This window comes from Actinomadura sp. NAK00032 (genome assembly GCF_013364275.1).
Taxonomy (GTDB): domain Bacteria; phylum Actinomycetota; class Actinomycetes; order Streptosporangiales; family Streptosporangiaceae; genus Spirillospora.
This window is the reverse complement of sequence record NZ_CP054932.1, coordinates 7,304,562-7,328,818: the sequence shown is the minus strand read 5'-3', so window position 1 is coordinate 7,328,818 and position 24,257 is coordinate 7,304,562. Positions and strand designations below refer to the sequence as shown.

Genomic DNA, 24,257 nt, shown 5'->3' with positions numbered 1-24,257 from the left:
CGCGCATAAGGAAGGTCGCGGCCAGGGGCACTTGCCCTCGTCTCGGTCGCAAACAGCAAGGTTTCCGGATGTACTACACAGGCCGTAATCCGAATGTGCTTCGCTTCTCGGCCGCCGTGCCTGCTGAAACGGGCGGGAGCGAACGTGTCTGCTTTCGGAGTCGCTGTCCATAAATGTACCGACAAGTAGGTGTGTCGGATTGCTCACAGAGACGCAGATGGCGACCGGGAATTCTCACTGAATCGGCCGTTCGGTGCCCGTATCGAGCGTGGGTGCCGTGCTCGGGCCGGGAGTGTTGTGGTCAGGGGATTTCTAGGGTGAGTTTGCCGTGGACGGCTTGGGTTGTTATGCGGGTGGCGGCTTCGTTGATGCTCGTCCAGGGGAGGACGGCGTCGATGGGGACGTGCAGGCGGCCGTTGGCGACGAGGGTTGCCAGGCGGGTCAGGATGGGGCCGCAGCCGGTGGGGGTGGTCAGGAGGTTGCCGAGCCACAGGCCCTGGAGGCGGGCGCCGGGGACGTTGTAGAAGTCGACGGGGTCGAAGCTGGCGGGGGTGCGGCTGCCGTTGCCGAAGCTGACGCAGACGCCGCCGGGGGCGAGGGCGCCCAGGGCGGTGCCCAGGGAGTCGCCGCCGACGCCGTCCAGGATCACGTCGTAGCGGCCGGCGTCGCGGGCCGCGGTGATCGTGGGGTGGACGGTGGCGGGGACGCCGTCCTCGCGGAGCAGGCGCGGCAGGGCGGGGCGGCGGCTGATGGCGGTGACCTCGGCGCCGGCCAGGTGGGCGAGCTGGCAGGCGTAGCGGCCGACGCCGCCGGACGCGCCGGTGACGAGGACCCGGCGGCCGAGGAGTGTGCCGGCCGATTCCAGGGCGACCAGCGCGGTGATCCCGGCGATCGGGAGCGCGGCGGCCTGGGCCATCGTGACGCCGTCGGGGATCTCGGCGAGGACGGTGGCGGAGGCGGCGACGTACTCGGCCCAGGCGCCCTCCAGGGGGACGGCGCCGTAGACGCGGGCGCCCTTGGGCGGGGTGGTGCCGTCCGCCGCGGGTTCCTCGATGACGCCGGCGAAGTCCCAGCCGGGGACGTAGGCCGTGGTGGCCTCCAGTGCCCGGCGGGTCTCGCCCGCGTTGAGGGAGACGGCCTCGACCTTGATCAGGGCCTGGTCGGGGGCGGGCTCCGGGCGCGGTACCTCCGACAGGCGCAGGCGCGGGGTGCGCTCCGGGTCGGTGACGACGGCTCTCATGTGCATCCGCCTTTCGGGAACGGTGAATACCGGTAATGATGGTTACTGGTATAGCTCGGTTGATATGCGGAAGTCAACGTTGCCGTTAAGGTTGGGGGGTGAGCGCGACGCGGGGGCGGCCCCGGGACCCGGCCGTCGACGAGGCGGTGCTGCGGACGGCGCTGGAGCTGCTCGACGGCCGCGGCTACGACGGGCTGCGGGTCGCGGAGGTCGCGCGCACCGCCGGGGTCGGGCTCGGCTCGCTGTACCGGCGCTGGCCGACCAAGTACGCCCTGGTCGTGGACGCGCTGCGGGCCGCGGCGGCCGAGCGCGCGCCCGCGCCCTGCGGCGACCCGCTCGACGACCTGGTGGCGGGCCTGGTGCGGATGGCCGAAGGGCTCCGCCACCGCCGCGCGCGGCTGCTGGCGGTGCTGCTGACCGACCCCGGCTCGGAGCTGGCGGCGGCGGTGCGCGAGGCGAAGGTCGACCCGCTGCTGGCGGCCAACCGGGAGAACCTGCGGCGGGTGATCGGCCCGGTGCCCGACCTGGAGAGCCGCGCGGACGCCGGCCCGGCGCTGATCTTCGTGCACCTGATGACGCACGGCGACCCGCCGGACGAGCGGCACGTCCGCGAGCACATCGTGCCGCTCATGACCGGCCCGCGTGAAGGTTGATCGGGGCTAGGACGCGGCTTCGGTCAGTTCGGTGATGAGCTCGGAGGTCGTGATCGGGTCCAGGTCGCCGAAGGGGCGGCCGATGCGGGTGCCGTTCCAGTAGCCGTCCTCCGGGTGGTCGTCCAGGCGGATCACCTGCAGTTGTTGGGGGCCCCTGTCCTCCAGGTCGCCGATGGCCATTCCCGGGTCCAGCTTGACGTTGACGTACAGGCCGCCTGGGGTCTCGCGGTAGATGGACCACTGGAGTCCGGCGTCCATGGCGCCGCCGCGCCGCCAGCCTCGCCTTTCCAGCCCGAGGACGGCCATGGCCGGGACGGTGAGGCCCTGGAGGCGGTCCAGCTGCCGGGCGGCGCGTTCGGCTGCGGTGAGGGTGTGGACGGTGCGGCCCAGTTGCGGGAACGGCTGCAGGATCTCGTAGTCGGCGAAAAGCGTCGTCCAGGCGGTGAGGGTGTCATGGAACTCCAGTGGGTGCGGGATGCGGATGGTGGCGTTGTCCTGGAGCTTCAGCGCTTCGTCGTCGGCGTTCGCGAGGGTGCCGTCCTCGGCGATGCGGAACGTGGTCGCGTCCTCCGCGAGCCAGATCAGGCGGCGGGCGATGTGGGAGACGAGCGGGTGCTCCGCGAAGAAGCGGCGGAACTCCGGGGCCGTCCAGCGGCGCTGGGCGATCATCGCCGACTCCAGGCGGCGGATCTGGTCGGCGGCGACCGTCCGGACGTCCTTCTTCAGCGCGGCGAAGCGCTGGTGGGCGGCCGGCGCGAGTTCCTTGTCGTCCTTGGCGCCCGGCTTGGGGAGTGACTTGCGGTGGGTGCCGTCCTCGTCGGTGACGAACGGTTTGAGGTGCTCGTCGAAGGCGACGAGGAAGCGGCGCGGGCCGTAGTCCAGGACGAGGCCGCCGGTCGCGTCGAGGCCGAAGTCGGGGACCAGGCGGTCGCCCAGTTCGTCGGACGTCAGCCCCAGGTTGTCTGCGACCTGCTGCACCTTCTCCTGCGCGCGCGCCTTCAGGCCCTTGAATTTGACCTTCTGCGCGATGCCGTACAGGTGCATGAGGGCGACTTCGCCGCCGATCGCCGTGAGGACGTCCAGGCCGGTGACCGCCTTGGCGTGGCCGCCTTCGCCGGGCCATGCCCGGATCAGCGGGGCCAGCCTGCGGGCCGTTTCGTCGTCGCCGAGCCAGCCGAGCTGTGCCAGGGCCCAGCCGTCCTTGGCGGGAGCACCGTGCTGCCGCCACAGCTGGAACAGCTCCCAGGAGAACGAGGCGATGGACGCCCGGTCGCACGCCTCCTTGACGATCCCGACGCCCGCGTAGACCTGCATGGGTGAGGAGATGGCCAGCATTGGCAGTAGATGCTGCGTGGCGTCGGCGGGGAGCGCGTCGTTCCGGGACCGGAGCTTGATTTGCGGGAGGTCTTGCACATCGGCCCAGTCGGGGACGGGCGGAATGCGGTCGGGCAGGAGGTCAAGAGGGTCTATCGCGAGCGTCGCGTGGAGGGCTGCGGCCGCCTGGTCGCCGTGCGCGCGCGCCGCCTCGTCTACGACCTTGTCCGTTCCGTGGGCGTCGGCTAGGAGGCGCAGGGCGTCCTCGGCCTCGCGCTGCGGCTTCCCGGGCTTGCCCACTGCGGCCGGGACGAGCAGCGGCACCGCGTCCAGGCCGTGCCTGTCGAACCAGGCGAGCGCGACATCGCGGCCTTTCTTCGGGCGGTTCAGGCGCTCTGCCATCAGCCGGGCCAGCTCCGCGTCCAGGAACGGGAGCGCCCGGTCGCCGAGGCCCTTCATGTCCGCCTCGGCGATCCGCAGCGCGACGGGCAGGGCGTCGGCCTCGAACCGCGCCACGGTCGGCCGCAGCCACATCTCGGCCTCCCAGAGTTGCGGCTTCCAGGCACCGAGCAGCGGCCTGACCTCCTCCTCCGGGCCGTAGGTGAGGACGCCGAGACCGTAGCCGCCGGCGCGCCCGCGGCGGAACTCATCGACCAGCGCGTCCCAGTCGTCGGTCGACGGTTCGCGGTGCCGGTGGTCGGTCTTGGACCACGCGTCCCGCTCGCCCGGCAGCCAGCGCATCCGTGTGGCGGCGGGAGGCGTGAGGCCCTCTACGGGCGCCGGGTGGGGCCGTTCGCCCGCGCGCTGCCACGGCGGGTCGGCCAGCGGGCGGGGCAGGGCGGCTGGAGGAGCGTCCGGCAGCCCGTCCTCCCGCCGGCCGGCGCCGCCCGGCAGCGCTTCCGAGGGCAGCAGCCGCCGCGCACGTTCCGGGAAGCGCTTCGTCGCCGCCACCAGCAGGGGCTTCACCAGCTTGTTGTCGGCCCGGTCCAGGAGGGCCTGCAGCGCCTCGTCGCCCGGCAGCATCGACAGCGCCTCGACGAACGGTTTGGTGCGCTGGGCGCTGAAGCCCTGGTTCTCGTCGAACGCCTCCGCGAGCAGCGGCGCGATGGCCGCCCCCGCACCGTCCATCATGGTGACCAGGAACGGGCGGTCCCACCAGTACGACAGGACGGGCCCGTGGTGGGCGATCATCTCGACCTGCCGGCGGGAGCCCAGCGCGCTGTACAGCAGCCACCACGACTTCGACTCGGTGACCGGGTCGGGCGGCGCGGCGCAGCACTCGTCCACCCAGTCCTCACGGGTCGGCACGAGGAAGGACACCGACACCCGCCGGGTCGGGGTGTCGCGGTACGCCGCCAGACGCTCGACGGCGTCCGCGTACTCGGCGTCGCCGGCGCGGGCCAGCATGTTCCGTATCCGCCCCCCGATGGTGCCGATGCCGGAGTGGTCGAAGAGGGTGGCCAACTCCACGAACGCGCACGCGGCGAAGGGCGCCCCGTGGTCGGCGGCCCAGGCGTCCGTCAGCGGCACCGCGAGTTCCCCGACGGCGCCGTGGTGGGGCGGGGCGTCGGCCAGCATCTTCCCGAGCACGGCCGCGCCGAGGGCGTTCGCGTCGCCGTCGAGGTAGTCACGGGCGGCCTTGGCCGACGCGGGCTCGACGGCCTCCCAGTGGGCGGGCTCCAGCTGCATGGCGCGCTCGCGCAACTCCGCTCCGCCGGACGGGACGGCCTTGATCTTCGGCCCGGGGCGCCCGCCGCGCCGCGCGTACAGCTGGCGCCGCCACCCTTCCGGGATGACCAGTTCGTCCTCGCCCGCCTGGAGTTGATCTTCCATGCCCCGACCGTAGAGGACGTCTCCGACGAACCAACCAGAATCCCCGCACTCAGCCCCGTACCAGGACGAGCCGCTTCACCGCTCGCGGCTCGGGCTCGCAGTAGCCGGGGGAGATGGGTGTAAGTGCGATCAGCGTGCACAGAGCGCTGCGGAGCACCTCGGTCAACTCCTCGTCCGGCTCCCCGTCGCCCACGAGCGTGAGCGCCGCCAGGACCGACGTCGCCGCCCACACGAGGTCCTCCTGCCGAGTCGGACGGTCGGGAAACCGCAGCTGGGCGGCCAGGTCGAACGCGTTCACGATCAGCGTCCCCAGAGCCGGCTCGCCCCGTCGCTCGGCGAGGATCTGGGCCTGCGCGAGCGCCAACGCCGGGTCGCCGGAGGGCGGCACCGCCGGCAGGGCCTGAGCGTCCAGCAGCTTGCCCAGGTACCGGGTCAGCGACGCCTCCTCCTCCCTCCGGCGACGGCGACCGGTGCCGCCCTCGAACGCGTGCGCCGTGTAGCAGTGGGTCAGCTGGGCGCAGGCGAGGCCCATCGCGACCATGCCCTGGGTCTCGAGACCGCTGGAGGCGCCGAGTTGGGCGAAGCCGAGGTCGCGGGCGATGTACTCGGTGCGTCGCTGCCCGCCGTCGGGGTCGTGGTCGACGGCACGGGCCTGAGCGAGAGCGAGGTCGCGCGCGAGGACCAGAGCGGCGAGGGGGCCGGGGATCGGAGCGCCATCGCGGCGGGCACGGTCCAGGGCAAGGGGGAGGTCGCGGGTCGGAACGACGGTGCCGCTGCGAGGAAACCAGGCCCCGGCCTCGTATGCGAGCCCCAAGGCCCGGTCGAAGGCCCGGTCGAGGGCGCGGTTCAGTTCGTGGACGGGGACATGGCGCGCGGTCTCCGCGAGCGCGGCGGTGATGATGGGGACGGCGCCGGAACCCCGGGCGCCGGAGGACAGGCCGCGGCGCTCGGCGTCGTACATCAGCAGAAGCTCGAGTGAGGGGAGGAGCGCCTCGGCCCTGCTCGGGACGAAGTCTCGGGTGGCCGCAGCGAAGAAGGCGTCGAGGACGTGGTCGAGGTCGAGGTCGCGGTGGAGGTCGCGCTGGAGGTCGCGCGCATAGGCGAGGGCGCGGGCGATGGCGTTGCGGAATGGCACGTCGAAGGTGCGCGGTGCGGTGGGGCGATCGTCGAGGTCGAGGTCGAGCCCGAGCGCGCGGGCCTTCTCCGAGACACGGTCACGGGTGAGGCCATGGGCGGGCTCACGGCTGAAGGCGAGGTCGAGAGCGAGGTCGATGCTGTGCAGGAGCCGTTGGCCTCTCTCCGTGAGACGGCGGTCACCGGCATACGCGGCGAGTTGCCAGAAGGTCACCTGGGAGAAGGGGGGCGAGCATCCTGATGATGAAGTGCGTGTGGTTGAGGATCAGCTCGGGATAGGCGGCGATCTGCCACCTTGCGGGGCGGTGGGGGTGCAGGTCGGGGTCGGCGGTGACGATGCGCTCCCTGTCGGCGTTGGTCGCCCAGTCGTCCTCCGCCGCGTAAAGGCCGGTCCGGTCGGCGGGGTAGAGGTCGCTGTCGAGTGCCTGGCTCGCCTCGGACGGGCTGGGTAGGCGATAGCTGGCGCCGTCGCCGAACAGGCCGTTGAGCCAGGCGAGGAATCTTGAGATGTCGGACGTCCAGAGGTCGGCTCCTGGCCCGGGGACGGCGTCGCTGTCTGAGTGGGACGCGTAACGGGCCCACAGTTCGTCGGGGACGGGGTGCGCGCAGATGCGGGTGCCGGTGTCGTCGAGGGCGTGGGTGTCCTGCAGAGCGCGCGCGGCGGCGACTCCGTCCAGCAGCCGGATCTCGTCGGGGTCGTCGGAGGTCGTGTTGAGCAGTTCGTCGAGCCGGGCGCGTAGTGCGGGGTCGACTTCGCGGGCCTCGTCCAGGCAGGCGTAGGCCAGGCTGAGGGCGGTCACCGTGCGCGCCTCCAGGCACGCCTCTACGACGGGACTGGCGTCGGCGCGGGCGGCCCACAGCAGTGTGGTCTCGCGCCAAGCGGGATCACTGACGTTCTCCACGAGCAGTTGGCGGCGGGACGCGTGCCCAGGGACCAAGGCCGCCGCCAGGTACTCCTGCAAGGTCAGGTGCGCGAAGCCGTAGTGCCGGTACTGATGCTCCAGCAGCAGGCCGCTGCGCCTGACGTAGCGGAGGAACGCCTCGGGAGAAACATCCGGAGCAGTGCGTTGCAGCACGGTGCGGATCGCGCGCTCGGCCTCCTCAGCGGGGACGTCCCGGAGATTGCGGCGCATCATGTACCAGGCCAGCTCCTGGACGATCCGGTCGATCTCCCGTGCGTCGCCCTCGCGGGAGCGGTGCTCGATCGCCTGGTACCAGGCGTGCAGGAAGTCCCTGATCTGCCGGGACGTGAACCGCTGCACCTGAAGGACGTCGGCGCGCGACAGCCGGTTGCCGTCGTATCCGCCAGGACGGGACGTGACGACGAAGGCGTTGTCCGGGTAGCGGCTGTACTGGTCCTCTATCCACTGCACCACGCGGCTGCGGTGCCGGGCGTCGGCGACCTCGTCGAGGCCGTCCAGCAGCACGACGCACTGGCCCCGGTCCAGCCGCTGCTCCAGCCATTCGGCCGTGACGGCGCCGTTCAGCCAGGGTGCCGCCGCCGCGATCTGCGCGAGCCCGCCCGGCTCATCGCCCAGGACGGACGCCGCGTGGTCGCGCAGGTACAGCAGCACCGGAAGCCGCCCCCGGTGCCGCCATCCGAACCGGCGCCGCTCCACCATCTCCAACGCCGTGTGGCGGGCGAGGGTCGTCTTTCCGGAGCCCGCCGCGCCCAGCACCGCGAGCATCCGGCCCCCCGCGAGGAAGGACGCCAGCGACGCGCGCCGACCGGCGCCCTCAGCCGGCCCCGGGCCGATGCCGGTGTCGGTCACCACGTCGGTGACCGTCCTAGGCCGCAGCATCACATCGACGTAGACCTGCCGGGTCCGCAGTACGAACTCCGCCTGCGTGACCAGGCCGATCGTCTCCATCTGGTCGACCGCCGAGCGCATCCGCCGCAGGTACTCGCGACGTGACCCCGTCCGCCTCCGCCGCGCGGGCGGCGGGGGCGGGACGTCCTCCGAAGGCGACCGCACCGTCTGGGGTGCCGCCTGCACGAGCCCGCCCAGCACCGTGAAGACGAAGGCCAGATAGCCCCAGCTCCAGCTCAGCTTCCCGTTGTTGAGGATCTGGTTGACCGCCACCCCCGCCGCGACCGTCAACGACGCCGCGATCAGGGCGCGGCCCAGGTACTTCAGCATCCGCACGACGGTCAGCCCCCGCGTCCGACGACAAGGCCCGGCGGTACACACCTAACCGCGCCGATGCCCGCCCCGCCCACCTCCGTCGCCGATCCGATACCTTCCGGCGCTCGGGTCCTAGTCCAATCGGACGTGCTCTCCTGGTCCCCTTGCCCGACGCGGACGAACCGGGTCGGAGGGCAGCATGACCGGCATGAGCACCACTGATCTCACTGCCGATGGAGAGGCGGTGCGCAAGGCCGGGCGAACGCCCGGCTGGGCCGCGCTGCTCGCCGCGTCCATCGGGCAGTTCCTCGTCGTCCTGGACATCTCCGTCGTCAACGTCGCCCTGCCGCACATGCGCGAGGGTCTCGGCCTCGGCTCCACCGGGCTGCAGTGGGTCGTCAACGCCTACTCGCTGACGTTCGCCGGGTTCCTGCTCCTCGGCGGGCGCGCCGCCGACCTCTACGGGCGCAAGCGCGTGTTCCTGGCGGGCCTCGGCCTGGTCATCGCGTCCAGCCTGGCGGGCGGGTTCGCGCAGGACGGCGCCATGCTGATCGGCGCCCGCGCCGCGCAGGGAATCGGCGCCGCGGTCCTCGCGCCCGTCACGCTGTCGCTGGTCACCGCGACGTTCCCGGCCGGTCCCGCGCGGACGCGGGCGATCGCCATGTGGACGGCCGTCGGCACCGCCGGCGGCGCGACCGGCGGACTCGTCGGCGGGCTGCTGACCGACTACCTCAGCTGGCGCTGGGTCCTGCTGATCAACGTCCCGGTCGGGGTGGCGGTCGCGGTGGTCGCCGCCCGCTGGCTGCGCGACGACCGGCCCGCCACCGGACGCGCCCGGCTCGACCTGCCCGGCGCCGTCCTCGTCACCGCGGGCGTCGGCCTGCTGGCCTTCGGCATCGGGCAGACCGAGGACCACGGCTGGACGTCCCTGATCCCGCTCGCCGCCGGGCTCGGGCTGCTCGGCCTGTTCGTCGCGGTGGAGGCGCGGGCGCCGCAGCCGCTCGTCCGGCTGGGCATGTTCCGGCGGCGCAGCGTGGCGGTCGGCAACCTCGCCACGCTCGTCATGACGATGGCCGGGTTCGCGCTCTGGTACTTCCTGTCGCTCTACATGCAGAACGTCCTGCACTACAGCGCCGTCAAGACCGGCCTGTCGTTCCTCCCGCACACCGCCGGGATCATCCTCGGCTCGCGGTTCGCGCCCGCGCTCATGGCCCGCGTCGGCGCGCGGCTCCTCGCCGGCATCGGCGGGCTGATGGCCGCCGGCGGGTTCGCGTGGCAGGCCGCCGTGCTGGACGCCGATGGAACGTTCCTCAGCGCGATCCTCGGCCCCGGCGCGCTGATGGCCCTCGGCTTCGGCCTGCTCATGACGCCGCTGGTGGAGGTCGCGACGAGCGGCGCGGACGACGCGGAGGCGGGTACCGTCGCGGGCGTCGTCAACACCTCCCGCACGATCGGCGGCGCGATCGGCCTGACCGTCCTCAGCACCGCCGCCGCGAACGCGGGCCCCGACCTGGTGGACGGCTACACGGCCGCGTTCCTCGTCGCCGCCCTGGTCACGGTCGCCGGCACGGCCATCGTGCCCTTCCTGCCCCGCCCGCGGCGCACGCCCAAGGACGAGCCCGCCGCCGCGTGACCCGGCCCGTCCGGCCGAGCCCGGTCGCGCCAGCCCGCATTGGAACGGGGAGCGCGGCGCCGCGCCGGGAGACGGTGGCGAGGGGCGGCACGGTCACCGGGAGGTCGGGTGCACGAGGGCGAGCGGATCACCTGTATCGCGTTCCGCATCGGGGGGTGGGACCGGCTGGACACCCCGGCGCGGTTACGGGCGCGCGCGGAGGCCGCCGGGTTCCTGGGACGGGCCGGGCAGGCCGGGCGGGCGGGCCGGGTCGGGGCGGTGCTGGGGTCGGGGGAGGTGCTGGCGCTCGTCCTGCGCGCCGACCCCGCCGAGGCGGCCCCCGTGCTCCTGGACGGCCTGCGCCGCCGCCGCCCGCCGGGGGACGGGACGACGATCGGGGTCGCCGGAGGCCCGGCCGGTCCGCGGACGGGCGCCGAGATCGTCGCCGAGGCGGCCCGCCTGCTCCGGCGCCCCGGCCCCCGAGAGGCCCCCTTCACCGTGGTGATAGGGGCGCTGCTGCACTGGCGGCTCCGGGACGCGCGGTCCATGCCGGCCTTCCAGCGGGTGAAGGGGGAGGCGTGCGGGCCCGACCATTGGGTGTGGCCGGCCGGCCACACCCCCAGCGCACCGCACGGCGGCGCATGCCCCGGCCCGGAGAGGCTGCTCGCGCTCGCGCAGCGCCAGCGCGGCCTCGGGGAGCGGCGCGCGGCCGTGGAGACGTGCCGGTACCTGCTGCGCCGGTATCCGCTGACGCCCGCCGCCTATCCGCTGATGGACCTGGAGGAGCACGACGACGTCGCGTCCGCCTATCTCGCCGACGGGCTCCGCGTCGTCCGGTCGCGCACGGGGCCCGACCGGGAGCGCCTGGAGCGACTGGAGTACGAGCTGCTGCTCGCGCTGGCGAACCGCGCCTACCGCCGGGGCCGCTCGGACGAGGGCGACCGGCTGGTGAACGCGGCGGCGGAGGTGTTCCCGGCGGGCGACGCGCCGCTGCGCGTGCTGGCCCGCGAGGCGGCCCGGCGCGGCGACCGGCAGGGGGCGCGGGTGCTGCTGGCCGCCGCGCTCGCCCGGACATGGGAGGCACCGTAGATATGTGTCTCATGACCGGAACGGCCGGTGGGGAGGCTGCCATACTGAATGCCCGTCCGGGCGGCCCGGCTCCGCGGGGCCGGAGCGGCGACACGCACGTGCGCTGAGGAGACGTCGATGACGAGCTCCGGTTGGCATCATCTCTCGTTCCTCGGCCGGCTGACCCCGCCGGCCCGCAACGCGGTCCTGCGGCTCGGCATGCCGCGGACCGTCCAGCGCGACCGGCCCCTGATGCGGCAGGGCGAGCCGGGCACGGAGGTGCACCTCCTCCTCGACGGCCGCGTCGCGGTGGTGCGCGGCGTGGAGAACGGCAGCGTGTCGCTGCTCGGCATCAGGCACCGCGGCGACCTGGTCGGCGAGATGGCGGTGCTCGGCGACGGCGTCCGCACCGCGACGGTCACCACGCTCGACCGGTCGATCCTGGCGGTGATCCCGGCGCGGCCGTTCATCGCGTGCCTGCGCGCGCACCCGGAGGCGCTGATCGCGCTGAACCTGATGACGGGCGACCGGCTCTCCCAGGCCAACAGCTACCGCGCCGACGCGGCCGGGTACGAGGTCGAGGTGCGGCTGGCGCGGGCGCTGCTGTACCAGGCGTGGCGCGCGCCCGAGCGCGAGGACGGCCGGCCCGTCGTCCGGCTCCGGCAGAAGCAGCTCGCGATGCTGATCGGCGCGCAGGAGGGCACGGTGCAGAAGGCGCTCAACGGGCCCGCGCTGCGCGACATCGTGCTGTGCGCGCGGGGCCGGGTGGTGCTGCTGGACGTGCACGAGCTGGCTAGGCTCGCCGAGATGAAGGCGCCGTCCGAACTGTGCGAGTGATGCTCCGCGGCGAGTGACGCTCCCGCGCGGCGGGATTTGAGGCGATCTCGCCTTTCCCGCACTGGTGCGGGTTGCTCCGTCCCCCCGGCCGCGAGACTGCGGTCACGGAGGAAAGGGGGACGCATGGGGGCACGGTCGCGGCGTTCGCTGTGCGCGGCGCTCGACATCAAGGGGTGGAGCAGCAGGCTCGTACCCGAGCAGATCCGCGCCCAGCAGGCGCTGGTGACCGTGGCGATGGCGGCCTGCCGGGAGGCGGGGCTGCCCGAGCAGATCGTGCAGAGCAGCGGGGACGGCGTGCTGATCCTGCCGCCGAGCGACATCGACGAGACCGCCGCCATCCCGGCGCTGGTGGCGGAGCTGGAGGTCGCGTTGCGGCAGGAGAACCGGCTGCTGGCCGAGGACGCGCGGATCCGGCTGCGGCTCGCGCTGACCAGCGGGCTGGTGACGCCGGGCCCGGCCGGGTTCAACGGCGCCGCCGTGATCGACTGCTTCCGGCTGCTGGACAGCCCGCCGGTGAAGGACGCGCTGGACGACCACCCGGCCGCGCAGCTCGCGGTGATCGTGTCGGACCACCTGTTCCAGGACGTGATCCGCAACGGGTTCCGGTCGCTGCGCGCCGAGGACTTCTGGCGGGTGCGCAGCTCGCTGCCCGGCAAGGGCTTCGCGATGGACGCCTGGCTGTACGTCTCGGACCGGTCCGGCGGCCCGGACCGTGCGCCGTCCGGCACCGCGGGGGCGCCGGACAGCGCGGCCGAGGCGGCGGCCGCCCCGCCGGACGGGGTCGCGCGGGCGTGGGCGGTGCTGGAGCGGGGCCGGCCGCAGGAGGCGGTGCGGCTGCTGGCCGGCGTCGCGACCGACGACCGCGAGGGGTGGGCCGCGCTGCTGGACGTCCGGGCGGAGGCGCTGATGCGGCTCGGCGAGTTCGAGCGCGCGCGCATCGACCTGGAGGAGCTGCTCGGCGTCCAGGACGACCCGGTGGCGCCGCCCAGCCCGTCGGCACTGCTGCGGCTCGGCCGGTGCAACATCGCGCTCGGGGCGGTGCAGGAGGCGCGGCAGACGCTGCTCTTCCTGCTGGAGCACGTCCCCTCGTCGGCGGAGGCGCACCTGGACCTCGGGCAGCTGGAGCGGCGGGCCCGGCGGTTCGCGACGGCGCAGAGCCATCTGCTGGAGGGGCTGCGGCTGATCCGGGAGCAGGCGAGGAAGGCCGAGCCGGGGGCGCAGGAGCGGCTGCTGGACGCGTTCCTGCGCGAGCTCTCGGCCCTCCCCGTCATCGACGACGCCGCGCTGGACGACGCGCCCCAGGACGTCATCCCCGGCGCCGGCTCCAGCGCCGCCCGGGACGGTGCGGCTATGGACGGCACGGCCCTGGACGGTGATCCGCCGGGAATGGCGGCCGAATCCGGCCAGCGGCGCGGTCATTCTGATAACCGATTCTAATTCGGTGTCCGATTTAGACCGTTAAGGCAATCATTCAAGCGGGGCAATCTCCCTCGCAAACGGAAAAATTAGGACATCGAGCAACTTTTGATCTTCCTTCAACTGGAAGATCGTTAATCCGTAACAGTCGGATAACTAGCGTCGGGTCGCGGGATGCGGCCCGGCCATCATCAGGAAAGTTCGGGGCGTACGGGGGACAACCCACCATTTCAGGGGCTCTGGAGAATGATGCGACTGACGGGGCGTGCTTTCGCGTGCCCGGTGCGAATCACCATGGCGGCGGTGTTGACCGCCGCGCAGTTGGGGCCGCTGGCCGCGCCCGCCGCCGCGGCGCGCGCCGCCGAGCCGGCCGCCGCCCCCGAGCCGACGCTGATGGACGTGTCCATCCTGGTGGACGAGTCGGGGAGCCTGTCGGACGCCGACGTCCGCGAGGAGATCAAGGCCGCCACCTCGATCGCGCTCGGCGGGCTGAACCCGCGCAGCCGCGTGTCGGTCTACGGGTTCGGCAGCCAGAACGAACCGGGCCAGAACGCGATTACCGAGGCGTGCCCGCCCACCGTTCTGGACAGTTCCGTGAAGAAGGACGCGCTCGGCGCGTGCATTCGCAAGATCCACCGCCGCGCCGACGGCGAGGGAAACGACACCGATCACGCCGCGGCCCTGGCCAAAGGGCTGAGCGCGCTGAGCGGCGGAGGCCCGGACGGGGTGCTCAAGGTCGTCTTCCTGCTCACCGACGGCCGCCTCGACGTGCACCGCAGCCCCCATTACGGACGCATCGAAAGTGACCGGAACCGGGAGGCGCAAAAGCAGGTCGAGACCCAGTTGGCGCTCGCCGCCTCCGGTCGCGTGCAGATATGGCCGCTCGGTTTCGGCGACGGCATCGACCGCGCGGCGCTGGACCGGTTCGCCGCCGGCGGGTACCAGGGCGCGTGCGACGGGCGGACCGCGTCCCGGCCGAAGGCCCGCGTCGTCCGCGACTCCGGCGACGTGGGGCGCTCGCTCACCGACGCGTTCGCCGCGGCGGGCTGCGCCGGCGTCAGCCGCAGCGACGAGACCACCCTCGGCCCCGGCCAGACCCGCGAGCTGAAGATCGACATCCCGATCATCGCGACGGACGGCAGCATCACCGTGGCCAAGGGGGACCCGCGCGTCCGGGTGGACTACGTCCAGCCGGGCGGCGGCGCCGTCGTGCCCAACGGCAGGTCCGGACAGTCGGAGTTCAAGCGGGCCGGCGAGAACGCGGTCGTCGAGACGCTGCACATCGTCAACCCGCGCAACGGCACCTGGACGATCCGCCTCACCGCGCCCGGCAGACTCGCGAAGCAGCTGGTCAGCGCCACCGCCATCTGGCAGGGCGCGGTCAGCGCCTCGCTCGTGGTCGAGCCGCCCAGCGCGCGGACCGGGCAGCCGCTCACCGTGCGGCTCTCGCTCGTCACCCGGCAGGGCGCGGTCACCGACGCCAAGGCCCTCAGCGGCCTGAACTTCACCGTGCAGGCCACCGGGCCGTCGCTCGGCGCGCCGCAGAGCATCGTCATCCGCGACGACGGCAAGGCCCCCGACGACCGGGCCGGCGACGGCCGGTACGCGGGCACGTTCACCGCGCCGGGGCAGCCCGGCGACCTCACCTTCACCGGGGTGGTCAGCGGGTACGGCGTCCACGCCGACAAGCTGCCGGTGACCGTGGCGGTCGGTGCGCAGGCGCCCGCGCTGCAGGGCCGCGTCGAGTTCTCCTCCGACCCGGTCGTGCACCCCGGCGACGAGGTGCGCGGCAAGGTCACGATGGAGAACGCGGGCGCCCCCGTCCGCGGCCGGATCATCATGGACGGGGCCGGGCGGGCCGGCGGCGCGACCCTCGGCGGCGGCACCGACCTGGCGATCGGCACCGGCACCACCACCCGGCCGTTCACCGTCCGCTTCCCGAAGGACGCGGCGCTGGGCGGCACCTCGATGACCGTCAAGGTCGTCGACGCGGCCGACCTGGCGAAGGTGTACGCGAACGGGCAGCTCACCGTCACCGTCAAGGAGCCGCCCGGCTGGCTGGAGCGCAACCGGTACGCGATCGCGGGCGCGCTGCTGCTCCTGCTCGCCCTGGCGCTGCTGCTCCACCTGCGCCGCCGCGCCTGGAAGGCCGGGGTGGACGTCCGGCGGCTGCGCGCGTCGCTCCGGCAGGACGGCGAGGAGGTGGCCCGCCTCAAGGCGCCGTCGAAGTGGGCGCAGGAGTTCCGGTTCGTCGTGCACGACGGCACGGCGGGCGAGCCGGGGCTCGACTACCCCAAGGCGGGCGACCGGCCCGTCCGGGCCCGCCGCGGCGCGCCCGGCAAGGTCGTCGTCCAACTGCCGGACGGCCCGCGCTACGAGATCGCCGTCGGCGGCGACGGGGAGCCGCTGGAGGAGACGGGCCTGACCCTCGCCTTCAGCGACGACCGGCCGCGCCGCGCCCGCCGCACCGGCGCCCGGCGGGACGCCCCCGGCCGCACCGGCTCCGGCCGCACCGCTGCGGACCGCACCGCCCCGGACCGCACCACCCGGGACGGCGGCACGTCCGGCGAGGCGCGGACCGAGCCCGCCGCCACCGCGAAACCGGGCCACGAGGACGACCCCTGGTTCTAGCCCGCCGATGACAAGGAAACCCCCCATGAAGCTCTACCAGTCAGTTCTTTTCGTGGGACTCGGCGGCACCGGCTGCCTGATCGGGGCGGAGCTGGAGCGCCGGCTCCGCGAGGAGTTCTGCGGCCCCGACGGCACCGCGTTCCAGCGGGTCCGCGAGGACGCGCTGCCCTACCAGCTGCCCGACTGCACCCAGTTCGTGTACGCCGACGTCAACCAGGCCGACCTCGACCGGCTGCCGGCCAGCGTCGTGCCCGGCCCGCAGCACGTCCCGGCGGTGCAGCGCACCGCGCACTACGTCCGCGGCCTGGTACCGCGCGTCGACACCTACCCGGAGGTGGCCCGCAACCTGCGGCTGACCGCCGAGCGCGAGGTCGCCGCGTGGCTGCCGCCCGACAACGGGGAGCCGCGGGTGACGCCGCTGCAGCGCGGCGCCGGCCAGCTGCCGACGATCGGCCGGGCCGCGCTGTTCGAGACGTTCCGCAGCGGCATCGCGCACGCCACCGCCGACCTGAACAACGCGGTCGGCCGGCTGTCGGGGCCGCAGGCCGCCACCGACCTCTACAAGATCGGCGGCAGGTCGAGCAACAAGAACGCGGTGGACGTGTTCGTCGCGTTCTCCGTGGCGGGCGGCACCGGCGCCGGCATCTTCTACGACTACCTGCACCTGATCGGGGAGCTGTTCGAGCGCACCGACCTGCGCCCCAAGATCTACCCGCTGGTGCTGATGCCGTCGGCGTTCGTGGACGGCCTCGGCGGCGGCCGCCCCGCGCAGCTCAACGCGGGGCGGGCACTGCTCGACCTGTTCCGGCTCGTCGACCGGCAGAACGGCGGCGGCGCCCGCCGCGACCTGCGCGGGCACACCTCGCACGCGCCCGTCGACCCCGACGAGGTCGCCGTCCACTACCCGGTGGACGGGCGGATCGCGCTGCGCCCCGGCACCGCGCAGACCGGGTTCCTGTTCTGCCGGCCGGTGGGCGCCGAGCCGGGCGACCTGCGCCGGTCGGTGGTCTCGCTGATGCTGTCGCTGATCGGCACCGAGCTGGACCAGCGCGCGAGTTCCGACGGAGAACAGCACCAGTCCTTCGCCGACAGCTTCATCAACGCCAGCGTCGACCGGCAGATCCCCGCCGAGAACGGCATCGGCGGCCGCGGGGTGTCGACCGCGCTGGTCGCGTCGCTGACCGTGCCGGTCGACGAGCTGGCCGACCTGGTCGCCGGGCGGCTGCTGCGCACCGGGGTGGACGACCTGCGCGGCGCCCCGTCCGGCCAGGAGTCCAACCGCTCGCTGATCCAGGAGTTCCTCGCGGTCGCGAACATCTCCGAGATCTTCACCCGGCCCGCGCAGGACCACGCCGAGCCCGAGCCGGTCACCGGCGCGAAGGAGGTCACCGCGGCGCTGAACGACCGGGCGGAGGCCATGCGGGCGGCGCTGGCCCGGCTGCGGACCCGGCTCGACCGGGAGATCCCCGACCGGGTCAGCGGCTTCGACCCGCGCGACGCCGTCCCCCGGATGCTGGCCGGGACCGACCCGTTCCGGCTGACCCGGGCGCTGTTCGGCAACCCCGACGCCGCCGACGAGGTGGAGCGCGGCGGCGCGGTCGGGCTGCTGCAGCGCCGCCGGGTGGAGCCGCCCGCGCCGGAGGGGCTCGGGCCGAACCCGCCGCCGCTGCCGACGCTGCGGGACCGCTCGCTCGGCATGGTGAAGGTCAAGTGGACCGACCCGGACCCGGTGGACGCGCGCGAGGACCAGGACCGCTGGTACCGCTGGCGCACCCACGTCCAGTGGACGGAGCCCTGGTCGCAGCTCGCGCCGCGCTGGCGCAAGCCGCTCGACCAGGTCGAGGCGGTGCTGCGCGGCCTGACCCGCGCGCTCGGCGAGCAGGCCGCGCAGGACCGCGACCGGTTCCGGGACCGGGCCGCGGACCTGTCGAAGTCCCGCGTCGGGGTGTCGTACCTGCTGCCGCCCGGCGGCGAGCTGGAGCAGTTCTACACGCGGGTCGTCCGGCGGATGACCGACGACCTGGTCGGCAAGGGGCAGCTGCGGCCGAGCGCGTCCGGGGCGGAGCTGCTGGCCCTGCTGATCGGCGGGGACGGCTGGCGGGAGGCCTACCGGACGGCGTGGGACAGCAACCCCGAGGCGGCCGTCGCGCAGCTGCGCGAGCGGGTGAAGGCCGAGGTGAAGACCTACTTCCGGCTGGCCGAGCAGGGCCGTGCCCCGCTGCTGCCGACGCTGCACGACCTGCTCGCGCAGGCCGCCGGGCAGGCGCCGGGGGAGCTGAGCGAGGCGGAGCTGGAGGAGTTCCGCGGCAAGCTCGCCGGGCTGGTGCCGGCGAACTTCAGCCCGCAGGGCACCGGCCGGCTGAAGGTGCTGGTGTCCTACCCGGCCGGCGCCGACGACCCGGCGATCGAGGCGTACCTGCGGGAGGCGGTGAACCTGCCCGCCGGGCCCGACCTCGTCTACGACTTCACCCACACCACGGCCGAGTCGATCACCGTGGTGCTGTTCCGGTCGTCGATGGGCATCACCGACGTCCGCGAGGTCCGGGACGTCCTGCGGACGTGGGCCGACGCGATGGACCGGCCGCAGCGGCAGGACTACCTCAAGTGGCGGCAGCGGCTCGGCTACGACTTCGGCTACCTCGCCACCCACGAGGAGCACCGCGTGCAGATCCTGCACCGGCTGCTGTGCGCGATGTGGAACGACAAGGTGACCGTGGACGGCGACCCGGCGTCCCCGATCAGCGTGTCGGTACGGCTGTCCGGCGGCGTGTCGATGACGCTGGAGCTGAAGCCGCTGGAGCACGCGTCGTCGTGGGGCAGCCTGCTCCAGGCGTACGAGCTGTGGACGTTCGCCGACAACGCCGGCATCCGCCGCGACTTCTGCGCGCAGCTGATGCGGGAGGCGCCCTACGGGGTCGGCAGCATGCCGAAGCCGCCGGGCGAGCTGTACGTGGTGCTGCGCGACATGGCGGACGCCCAGGTCCGCCGGATCGACGGCATGCTCGGCGAGCTGCACTCCTCCAGCCGGGCCCGCGCGCTCCAGCTGCGCGACTTCTGGGTCCGCACGTACCCGGCGGCGCTGGACACCGAGTTCACCGAGGTGTCGGCCGTCCGGGCGAACCTGCGGGCGCTGGAGCGGCCCGCCCTGCGCGACCCCGACGGGCGGCCTCCCGAGGGGCCGCCGCCCGAGGGGCCGGAGCCGGCCCGGCCGGAGTGGGAGCGATGAGCGCCCGCGCCGCCCGCGTCGTCCACCTCGACCTGCGCGACCGCGACGCCGCCGAGGCCGCGGACCGGGTGGCGGAGCTGCTGCACACCGCGCAGGACCTGGAGCTGCTGCTGGTCGTGGACTCCGCCTCGGCGGTCGTCCGGCACCGGGCGGCGTTCGAGGCGCTGGACGCCTCCCGGCAGGTGTCCAAGCTGCTGTGCCTGGTGGCGGGCCGCCCGCCCGCCGCGCCGGCCGCGCCCGGCACCGACCCGGCGGTGCTGCGGCTGCCCGGCAACATCCAGCGCCGCGCGCTGTGGGTGATCGAGGAGACCGGCGTCGACTGGCCGCTGCGGGCCGCCGCCCGCGCCCGCCGCCGCGACGGCCGGGACGGCGACGGGCTCGCCCGGCTGGCCGAGCTGCTGCGGCTGCCCGCCCTGTTCGAGCGCACCCACCGGGTGCTCGGCGAGGTGCCGTTCGGCGCGGCCGTGCCCGGCCTGCACCTGGCCGGGCACGGCGGCACCGGGCAGGAGGACTTCCTGCTGGCGCTGCGCGCGGCGATCCGCCGCGCGCTGGACCCGGCGTCCCCGGCGCCGCCCGAGCGCGCGGACGAGGGAGCACGCGGCAGGGTGCCGGTGCGGTTCACCGCGGGCGGCGACCTGCGGCGCGCGTTCGACGACGCCGAGCACGCCCTCGCCGAGGCGCGGGAGGCCGCGGTCGAGCTGCCCGGCGCCGGCGCGCTGCTGCGGGAGCTGCCCGCCGGCGCGGCGGTCCGCGACGCCGGGGACCGGCTCGGCGCGCTGCGCGACCGGCTCGCCGACCTGTTCGGCGCCGTCCCGGACGGCGACCGGCTCACCGACGACCGGCGGGCCGCGATCGCCGCGCGCGGCGTCGAACCACCGCCGCCGGAACCGTTCGAGCCCCGGCCGTACCGCGACGGGCTGCACGCCTGGCTGGCCGACGGCCTGCGCCGGGGCGTGTCGCTGCCGCGGCTCGACCACGACCTGCGCGCCTCGGCGGCGGCGCTGGACGGGCGCGGCGGCCATGCCCGGCGGCTGCGCACCGCCTGCCCCGGCGACCTGCTCGACGGGCTGCGCGCACCGGCGCCGATGGCGCCGCCGCAGCCGTGGCTGCCGGCGGCCGGCGCGGCCGCCGCGGCGCTCGCCGGGCTGTCGCCGCTCGGCGTCGCGGGCGGCCTGGTGATGGCGCTGCTGTGGACGGCGCTGGTCGCGCTGACCGTGCTGCGCGGCCCCGGCGGACGGATCGCCGACCATTCCAGCGCGCTCGGGCTGAACGCGTTCGCCGCCCTCGCCGGGGCGATCGGCGGCGGCGTCGCGGGAGACACCGGGCTGCCGCCCGCCGCGTGGGCGGCGGCGGTGGCCGCCGCCGTCGCGGGCGCGCTCGCCGTCGTCGCGCAGTCGTGGCGGTCCCGCGCGATCCGCTGGGGCGACGAGACGGGCCTCGACCGGGCCGAGACCGCGCTGCAGGACATGCGGCACCTGCTCGGCGGCGCGCTCGCCGACTGGGCCCGGCTGAACCGGCGGCTGGACACCGTCGACGAGCTGAACGCGCTGCGGCAGGCGCTCGCCGGCGTCCGCGAGGAGCTGGTGGAGCGCGCCGCGAAGCTGGACGCCGACGACTTCGGGCGCCCGGCCCGGTCCCCGCTGCGCTACCCGGAGGCCGTCCAGTCCTGGCTCGGCGACCTGGTCACCGAGGCGGTGCGCGGGGCGCCGCACGGAGAGCGCGGCGAGCAGGCCGGGCCGCACGTGCGCAAGGCCGCGCAGCTGCTCATCGACGACTGGGAGCACGCCGTCGAGCGGGGCCACGCCCCGGAGGCGGCCCCGTTCGTCACCGACTCCCGGCCGGTGCCGCTCATCGACGCGGAGGACCTCGCGTTCGCCGCCGAGCAGGCCGGCCACGACCCGGCGGGGGAGATGTGGCAGCTGTGCGCGCCGGAGGACCTGGCGCTGCTGGACACCGCGCCGGAACCGCGCGCGGTCCGGTTCGCGCCGCGCTCGGCGGGCGGCGCCGCCGGCCTGCCGCCCGGGACCGTGGCCGTGCCGTCGGCGGCGCACTGCGGCGTGCTCCGGCTCGTCCCGCTGCACGCGGGGGTCGTGGAGTGGACGTGGTCCGAGGACGACGACGGCGGATCGGTCGAGGCGGGCCGGGACGGGAGGACGGCGTGAACGTCAGGCTGCACTACCGGGACGTCCACGGCGGGGGCGTCGAGGCGAAGGCCGTCGAGGTGCGCGGCGCGGAGCCGCCGCTGCGCCCGCCGCTGGAGGCCGTCCGGCTCCAGCTGGAACTGGACGACCGCACCCGCACGGTCCGCTGCGTCCGGCCCGTCGACCGCGGGCCCGGCGGGCGCGCCGCCGGGTACCGGCTGCTGGACGGCGAGATCCTCGCCGGGCTGCGCCTCGCCCGGCTCTGCGACGGCGCCCCCTACCCGCGCGCGGTGACCCGGCTGATCGGCTACGACGCCGACGCGGCCGAGCCGTTCGCGCTGCTGGAGCCGCTGCGCGGCGTCGAGGTCGCGACGTACGCCGGCACGCTCCCGACCGACCAGCGGCGCCGCTTCCAGGTGGGGCTGCTGCGCGCGGTGCGGCTGCTGAACGCGGCCGGCATCGCGCACCGCGCGATCGGCCCGGACACCGTCCGCTGGGACGGCGACGAGGTGCAGCTCACCGACTTCTCGCACGCCGCGCCGATCGGGGCGCCGCGCACCGTCGCGGGCACGCCGCCGTGGCAGGCGCCCGAGCAGCGGCCGCGGGTCGCCGACGGCTGGGAGCGCGGCACGGTCGGCCCGAACGACGACGTGTGGGCGGCCGGGCGGCTCATCTTCTTCGTGCTGACCGGCGAGGACCTCGACGGCCGGGACAAGCTCGCCGACCGGCCGGAGCTGGCCGAGCTGCTCGCCGGGGTGTTCGGCGACCCGGACCGCAGGCCGTCCGCGCACACGCTGCTGCGCCGGCTGGGCGAGGCGGACGCGCCGCCGCGCCCGCTGCCCCCGGACCCGGCGTTCCTGCGGGGCCGCGAGCAGTTCTTCGCGCAGCGGCACCGCAAGCACCCGCAGACGGCGCCCCCTCCCGAACCGGCGCCCGAGCCCCGCGCCCCGGCCCCGGCCCGTCCCGAGCCGCGCGCGGCGCGGCGGAGCCCGGCGGGCTCGTGGGTGCTGTGGGCGGGGATCGCGGCGCTGGTCGTCGTCGCCGGCTACCTGATGCTGGGGCGGTGACCGATGGCCACATCGCTGCTGCACCAGACGCTGTTCCGCTGGGGCCGCGACAGCCGGTTCGGCACCAGCGCCGAACCGGGCCTGTTCCCGGTCGCCAGCTCCCTGGACGCCTCGCCCGCCGGTGAGCTGCGCCGCCTGCACGCCCGCGTCAAGCCGTGGCTGCGGTGCGGCGAGGGCGGCAGGCCGGAGTCCGGCCTCTGCTACGCCGTGCTCGGCGACGAGGCGGTGCTGATCCGGCGCAGCCAGCCCGGCCCCGTCCGCAGCGCCGCCGCGCACCTGCTGTCCGGCGCGGCCGGCGTGCTCACCCCCCGGCTCGCGCTCGAACTGCGGGACTGGACGTGGGCGGCCGCCGACCTGCCCGGCCGGGCGCCGATGGTGAACCCGAACGCGCTGATGGCGCACCGGTCGAGCCTCACCGACGAGGCGCGGGCCCGCGCGCTGGAGCGGCCGCTCGCCGTCCTGCTGTCGCACGTCCTGGACGGGCCGCGCCTGGTCGAGGCGCCCGTCACCCCCGCCACCATGCCGCTGCTGTGGGCGGTCGCCGACATCTGCACGGTGCTCGGCTCCGGGCTGGACGACTGGCCCGAATGGGCGCCGAAGTTCGAGACGTTCGCGGCCCGGTCGCCGCGCACCGGCCCGCCGGGGCTGTTCCTGCGGTTCCGGCGGGAAGGGGACGACCCGCCGCCCGTGCCCGGCACGCTGCCGGCGGCGCTCGCGCTCGCCCGCCGCTACACGCGGGGCGGGACCGACGCCCTGCGCGAGCTGCGCGCCGGCGCCGGGCTGACCGAGCTGGACACCATGAGCGGGCGGGTCGCCCGCCTGCTGGACACGGCGGAGGAACTCGTGGCCGAGCCGCTGGAGACCCGTCCCGTACCCGCGCCCGCCCCCGCGGCGCCGGTGCCGGAGCCCCCACGGCCCGAGACCGAGCAGCCCAGGGCCGCGCGGTCCACGGGGCGCGAGCAGGTCTCCTGCCCGATCTGCCTGGGCCGGCTCGACTGGGGGGAGCTGCCCCTCTACACCTTCGATCAGAACCTCGCCCAGTACGTGGAGCTGGCCGTGCCGAGGGCCACCAACGCCGAGCAGCGGGCGCGGCTGCTGCGCACGGCGGCGGTGCGCTGCCCCAACCCCGGCGGCACGACGGGCGTGCACTACCTGCCCGCCGGCTACGGGCAGTACGGGTCGCCGGCCGTCTACGGCTTCATCGGCGGCACCACGTCCGGCAAGACGCACCTGGCCGCCGCGATGGTCGCGGAGATCGAGCGGGGCGCGCTCGGCGAGTACGGCCTCACCGCCCAGCCCGTCGACCTCGACCGGCACCAGGCGTTCCTGCGCGACATGGTGCACCCGCTGTTCAGCGAGTCGGCCTGGCTGGCGCCGACCCGCGAGGGCGAGGTCGCGTTCGCGGACGCGTTCGTCCTGTCGGGCGCCGGCCGGCCGCGCGCGATGGCGCTGTTCGACGTGGCGGGCGGCGAGCTGAGCAACGTCGGCGACGCCAAGCGGTTCCTCGACATCGCCGACGGGCTGGTCTTCGTGGCGGACCCGAAGCGCTTCACCCCGGGCAGCCTCGGCGACCCGGCGTTCAACACGGTGCTCAGCCTGCTGCGGTCCACCGGGCGGCTGTCGAAGGTGAGCGCCGCGATCGTGCTGAACAAGGCCGACCTGTACAAGTTCGACGACCCGGTGGCGCACTGGCTGAGCCGCGACGCGCCCGCCCTCGACGCCGCCGAGGTGCTGGCGGAGAGCGCCGACGTGTTCGGCTACCTGCACCAGCGGGACGCTGGGGCGTGGACGCGGCCCTACCAGGAGTGCGAGCGGGCCACCCTGCACGTCGTCTCCGCGACGGGGACGGACGCGATCGAGCGCGGCGCCCGGCCGCTGCGCGTGCTGCGCCCGCTCGTGGCGCTGATGGCGATGACCGGGCTGCTGGCCTCCGCCGAGGCCCAGGACGTGGGGATCTGA

General features: G+C 74.8%; 14 protein-coding genes. 10 read left to right on the top strand and 4 right to left on the bottom strand.

Going from position 1 to position 24,257, the window contains the following annotated elements:
* Window positions 1–301: 301 nt before the first annotated feature.
* Window positions 302–1,240 (bottom strand): zinc-binding dehydrogenase, encoded by a 939-nt coding sequence (locus HUT06_RS33435; protein WP_176199351.1) that lies wholly within the window; start codon window positions 1,238–1,240, stop codon window positions 302–304.
* A 98-nt stretch (window positions 1,241–1,338) separates the two neighbouring features.
* On the opposite strand from HUT06_RS33435, the gene HUT06_RS33430 reads away from it, so the two are divergent.
* Window positions 1,339–1,893, top strand: a complete 555-nt coding sequence (locus HUT06_RS33430; protein WP_176199350.1) for a TetR/AcrR family transcriptional regulator — start codon at window positions 1,339–1,341, stop codon at window positions 1,891–1,893.
* A 6-nt stretch (window positions 1,894–1,899) separates the two neighbouring features.
* Here the strand turns inward: HUT06_RS33430 and HUT06_RS33425 are convergent, their stop codons facing one another.
* Genes HUT06_RS33425 through HUT06_RS33415 form a run of 3 tightly spaced genes read right to left on the bottom strand, consistent with a single transcriptional unit; the run spans window position 1,900 to window position 8,315 of the window.
* Window positions 1,900–5,040: a DUF4132 domain-containing protein gene (locus tag HUT06_RS33425; protein ID WP_176199349.1), complete on the bottom strand. Its 3,141-nt coding sequence runs from the start codon at window positions 5,038–5,040 to the stop codon at window positions 1,900–1,902.
* A gap of 49 nt (window positions 5,041–5,089) precedes the next feature.
* Window positions 5,090–6,388, bottom strand: a complete 1,299-nt coding sequence (locus tag HUT06_RS33420) for a hypothetical protein (RefSeq protein WP_176199348.1) — start codon at window positions 6,386–6,388, stop codon at window positions 5,090–5,092.
* Window positions 6,354–8,315, bottom strand: a complete 1,962-nt coding sequence (locus tag HUT06_RS33415) for an NACHT domain-containing NTPase (RefSeq protein WP_176199347.1) — start codon at window positions 8,313–8,315, stop codon at window positions 6,354–6,356. Before HUT06_RS33415 ends, HUT06_RS33420 begins: the two co-directional genes overlap by 35 nt.
* Window positions 8,316–8,508: 193 nt before the next feature.
* Here HUT06_RS33415 and HUT06_RS33410 point away from each other — a divergent pair, with 193 nt between their 5' ends.
* From HUT06_RS33410 to HUT06_RS33370, 9 genes are all read left to right on the top strand, one after another.
* On the top strand, window positions 8,509–9,933 hold the full coding sequence (locus HUT06_RS33410) for an MFS transporter (protein WP_176199346.1): 1,425 nt from the start codon (window positions 8,509–8,511) through the stop codon (window positions 9,931–9,933).
* A 108-nt stretch (window positions 9,934–10,041) separates the two neighbouring features.
* Window positions 10,042–11,001 carry a hypothetical protein gene (locus HUT06_RS33405; RefSeq protein ID WP_176199345.1) on the top strand — a complete coding sequence of 320 codons (960 nt, stop codon included), beginning with the start codon at window positions 10,042–10,044 and terminating at the stop codon, window positions 10,999–11,001.
* Between the two features lie 117 nt (window positions 11,002–11,118).
* Window positions 11,119–11,817 carry a Crp/Fnr family transcriptional regulator gene (locus HUT06_RS33400; protein ID WP_176199344.1) on the top strand — a complete coding sequence of 233 codons (699 nt, stop codon included), beginning with the start codon at window positions 11,119–11,121 and terminating at the stop codon, window positions 11,815–11,817.
* A 123-nt stretch (window positions 11,818–11,940) separates the two neighbouring features.
* On the top strand, window positions 11,941–13,254 hold the full coding sequence (locus tag HUT06_RS33395) for a M48 family metallopeptidase (protein ID WP_176199343.1): 1,314 nt from the start codon (window positions 11,941–11,943) through the stop codon (window positions 13,252–13,254).
* Between the two features lie 273 nt (window positions 13,255–13,527).
* Window positions 13,528–15,864: a vWA domain-containing protein gene (locus HUT06_RS33390; protein ID WP_176199342.1), complete on the top strand. Its 2,337-nt coding sequence runs from the start codon at window positions 13,528–13,530 to the stop codon at window positions 15,862–15,864.
* Between the two features lie 25 nt (window positions 15,865–15,889).
* Entirely contained in the window at window positions 15,890–19,090 is a 3,201-nt protein-coding gene (locus HUT06_RS33385; protein WP_176199341.1) for a tubulin-like doman-containing protein, read from the top strand.
* Window positions 19,087–21,252: a hypothetical protein gene (locus HUT06_RS33380; protein ID WP_176199340.1), complete on the top strand. Its 2,166-nt coding sequence runs from the start codon at window positions 19,087–19,089 to the stop codon at window positions 21,250–21,252. Before HUT06_RS33385 ends, HUT06_RS33380 begins: the two co-directional genes overlap by 4 nt.
* Entirely contained in the window at window positions 21,249–22,298 is a 1,050-nt protein-coding gene (locus tag HUT06_RS33375; RefSeq protein ID WP_176199339.1) for a protein kinase family protein, read from the top strand. The genes HUT06_RS33380 and HUT06_RS33375 overlap by 4 nt, the downstream gene beginning before the upstream one ends.
* Before the next feature lie 3 nt (window positions 22,299–22,301).
* Window positions 22,302–24,257, top strand: a complete 1,956-nt coding sequence (locus HUT06_RS33370) for a Rab family GTPase (RefSeq protein ID WP_176199338.1) — start codon at window positions 22,302–22,304, stop codon at window positions 24,255–24,257.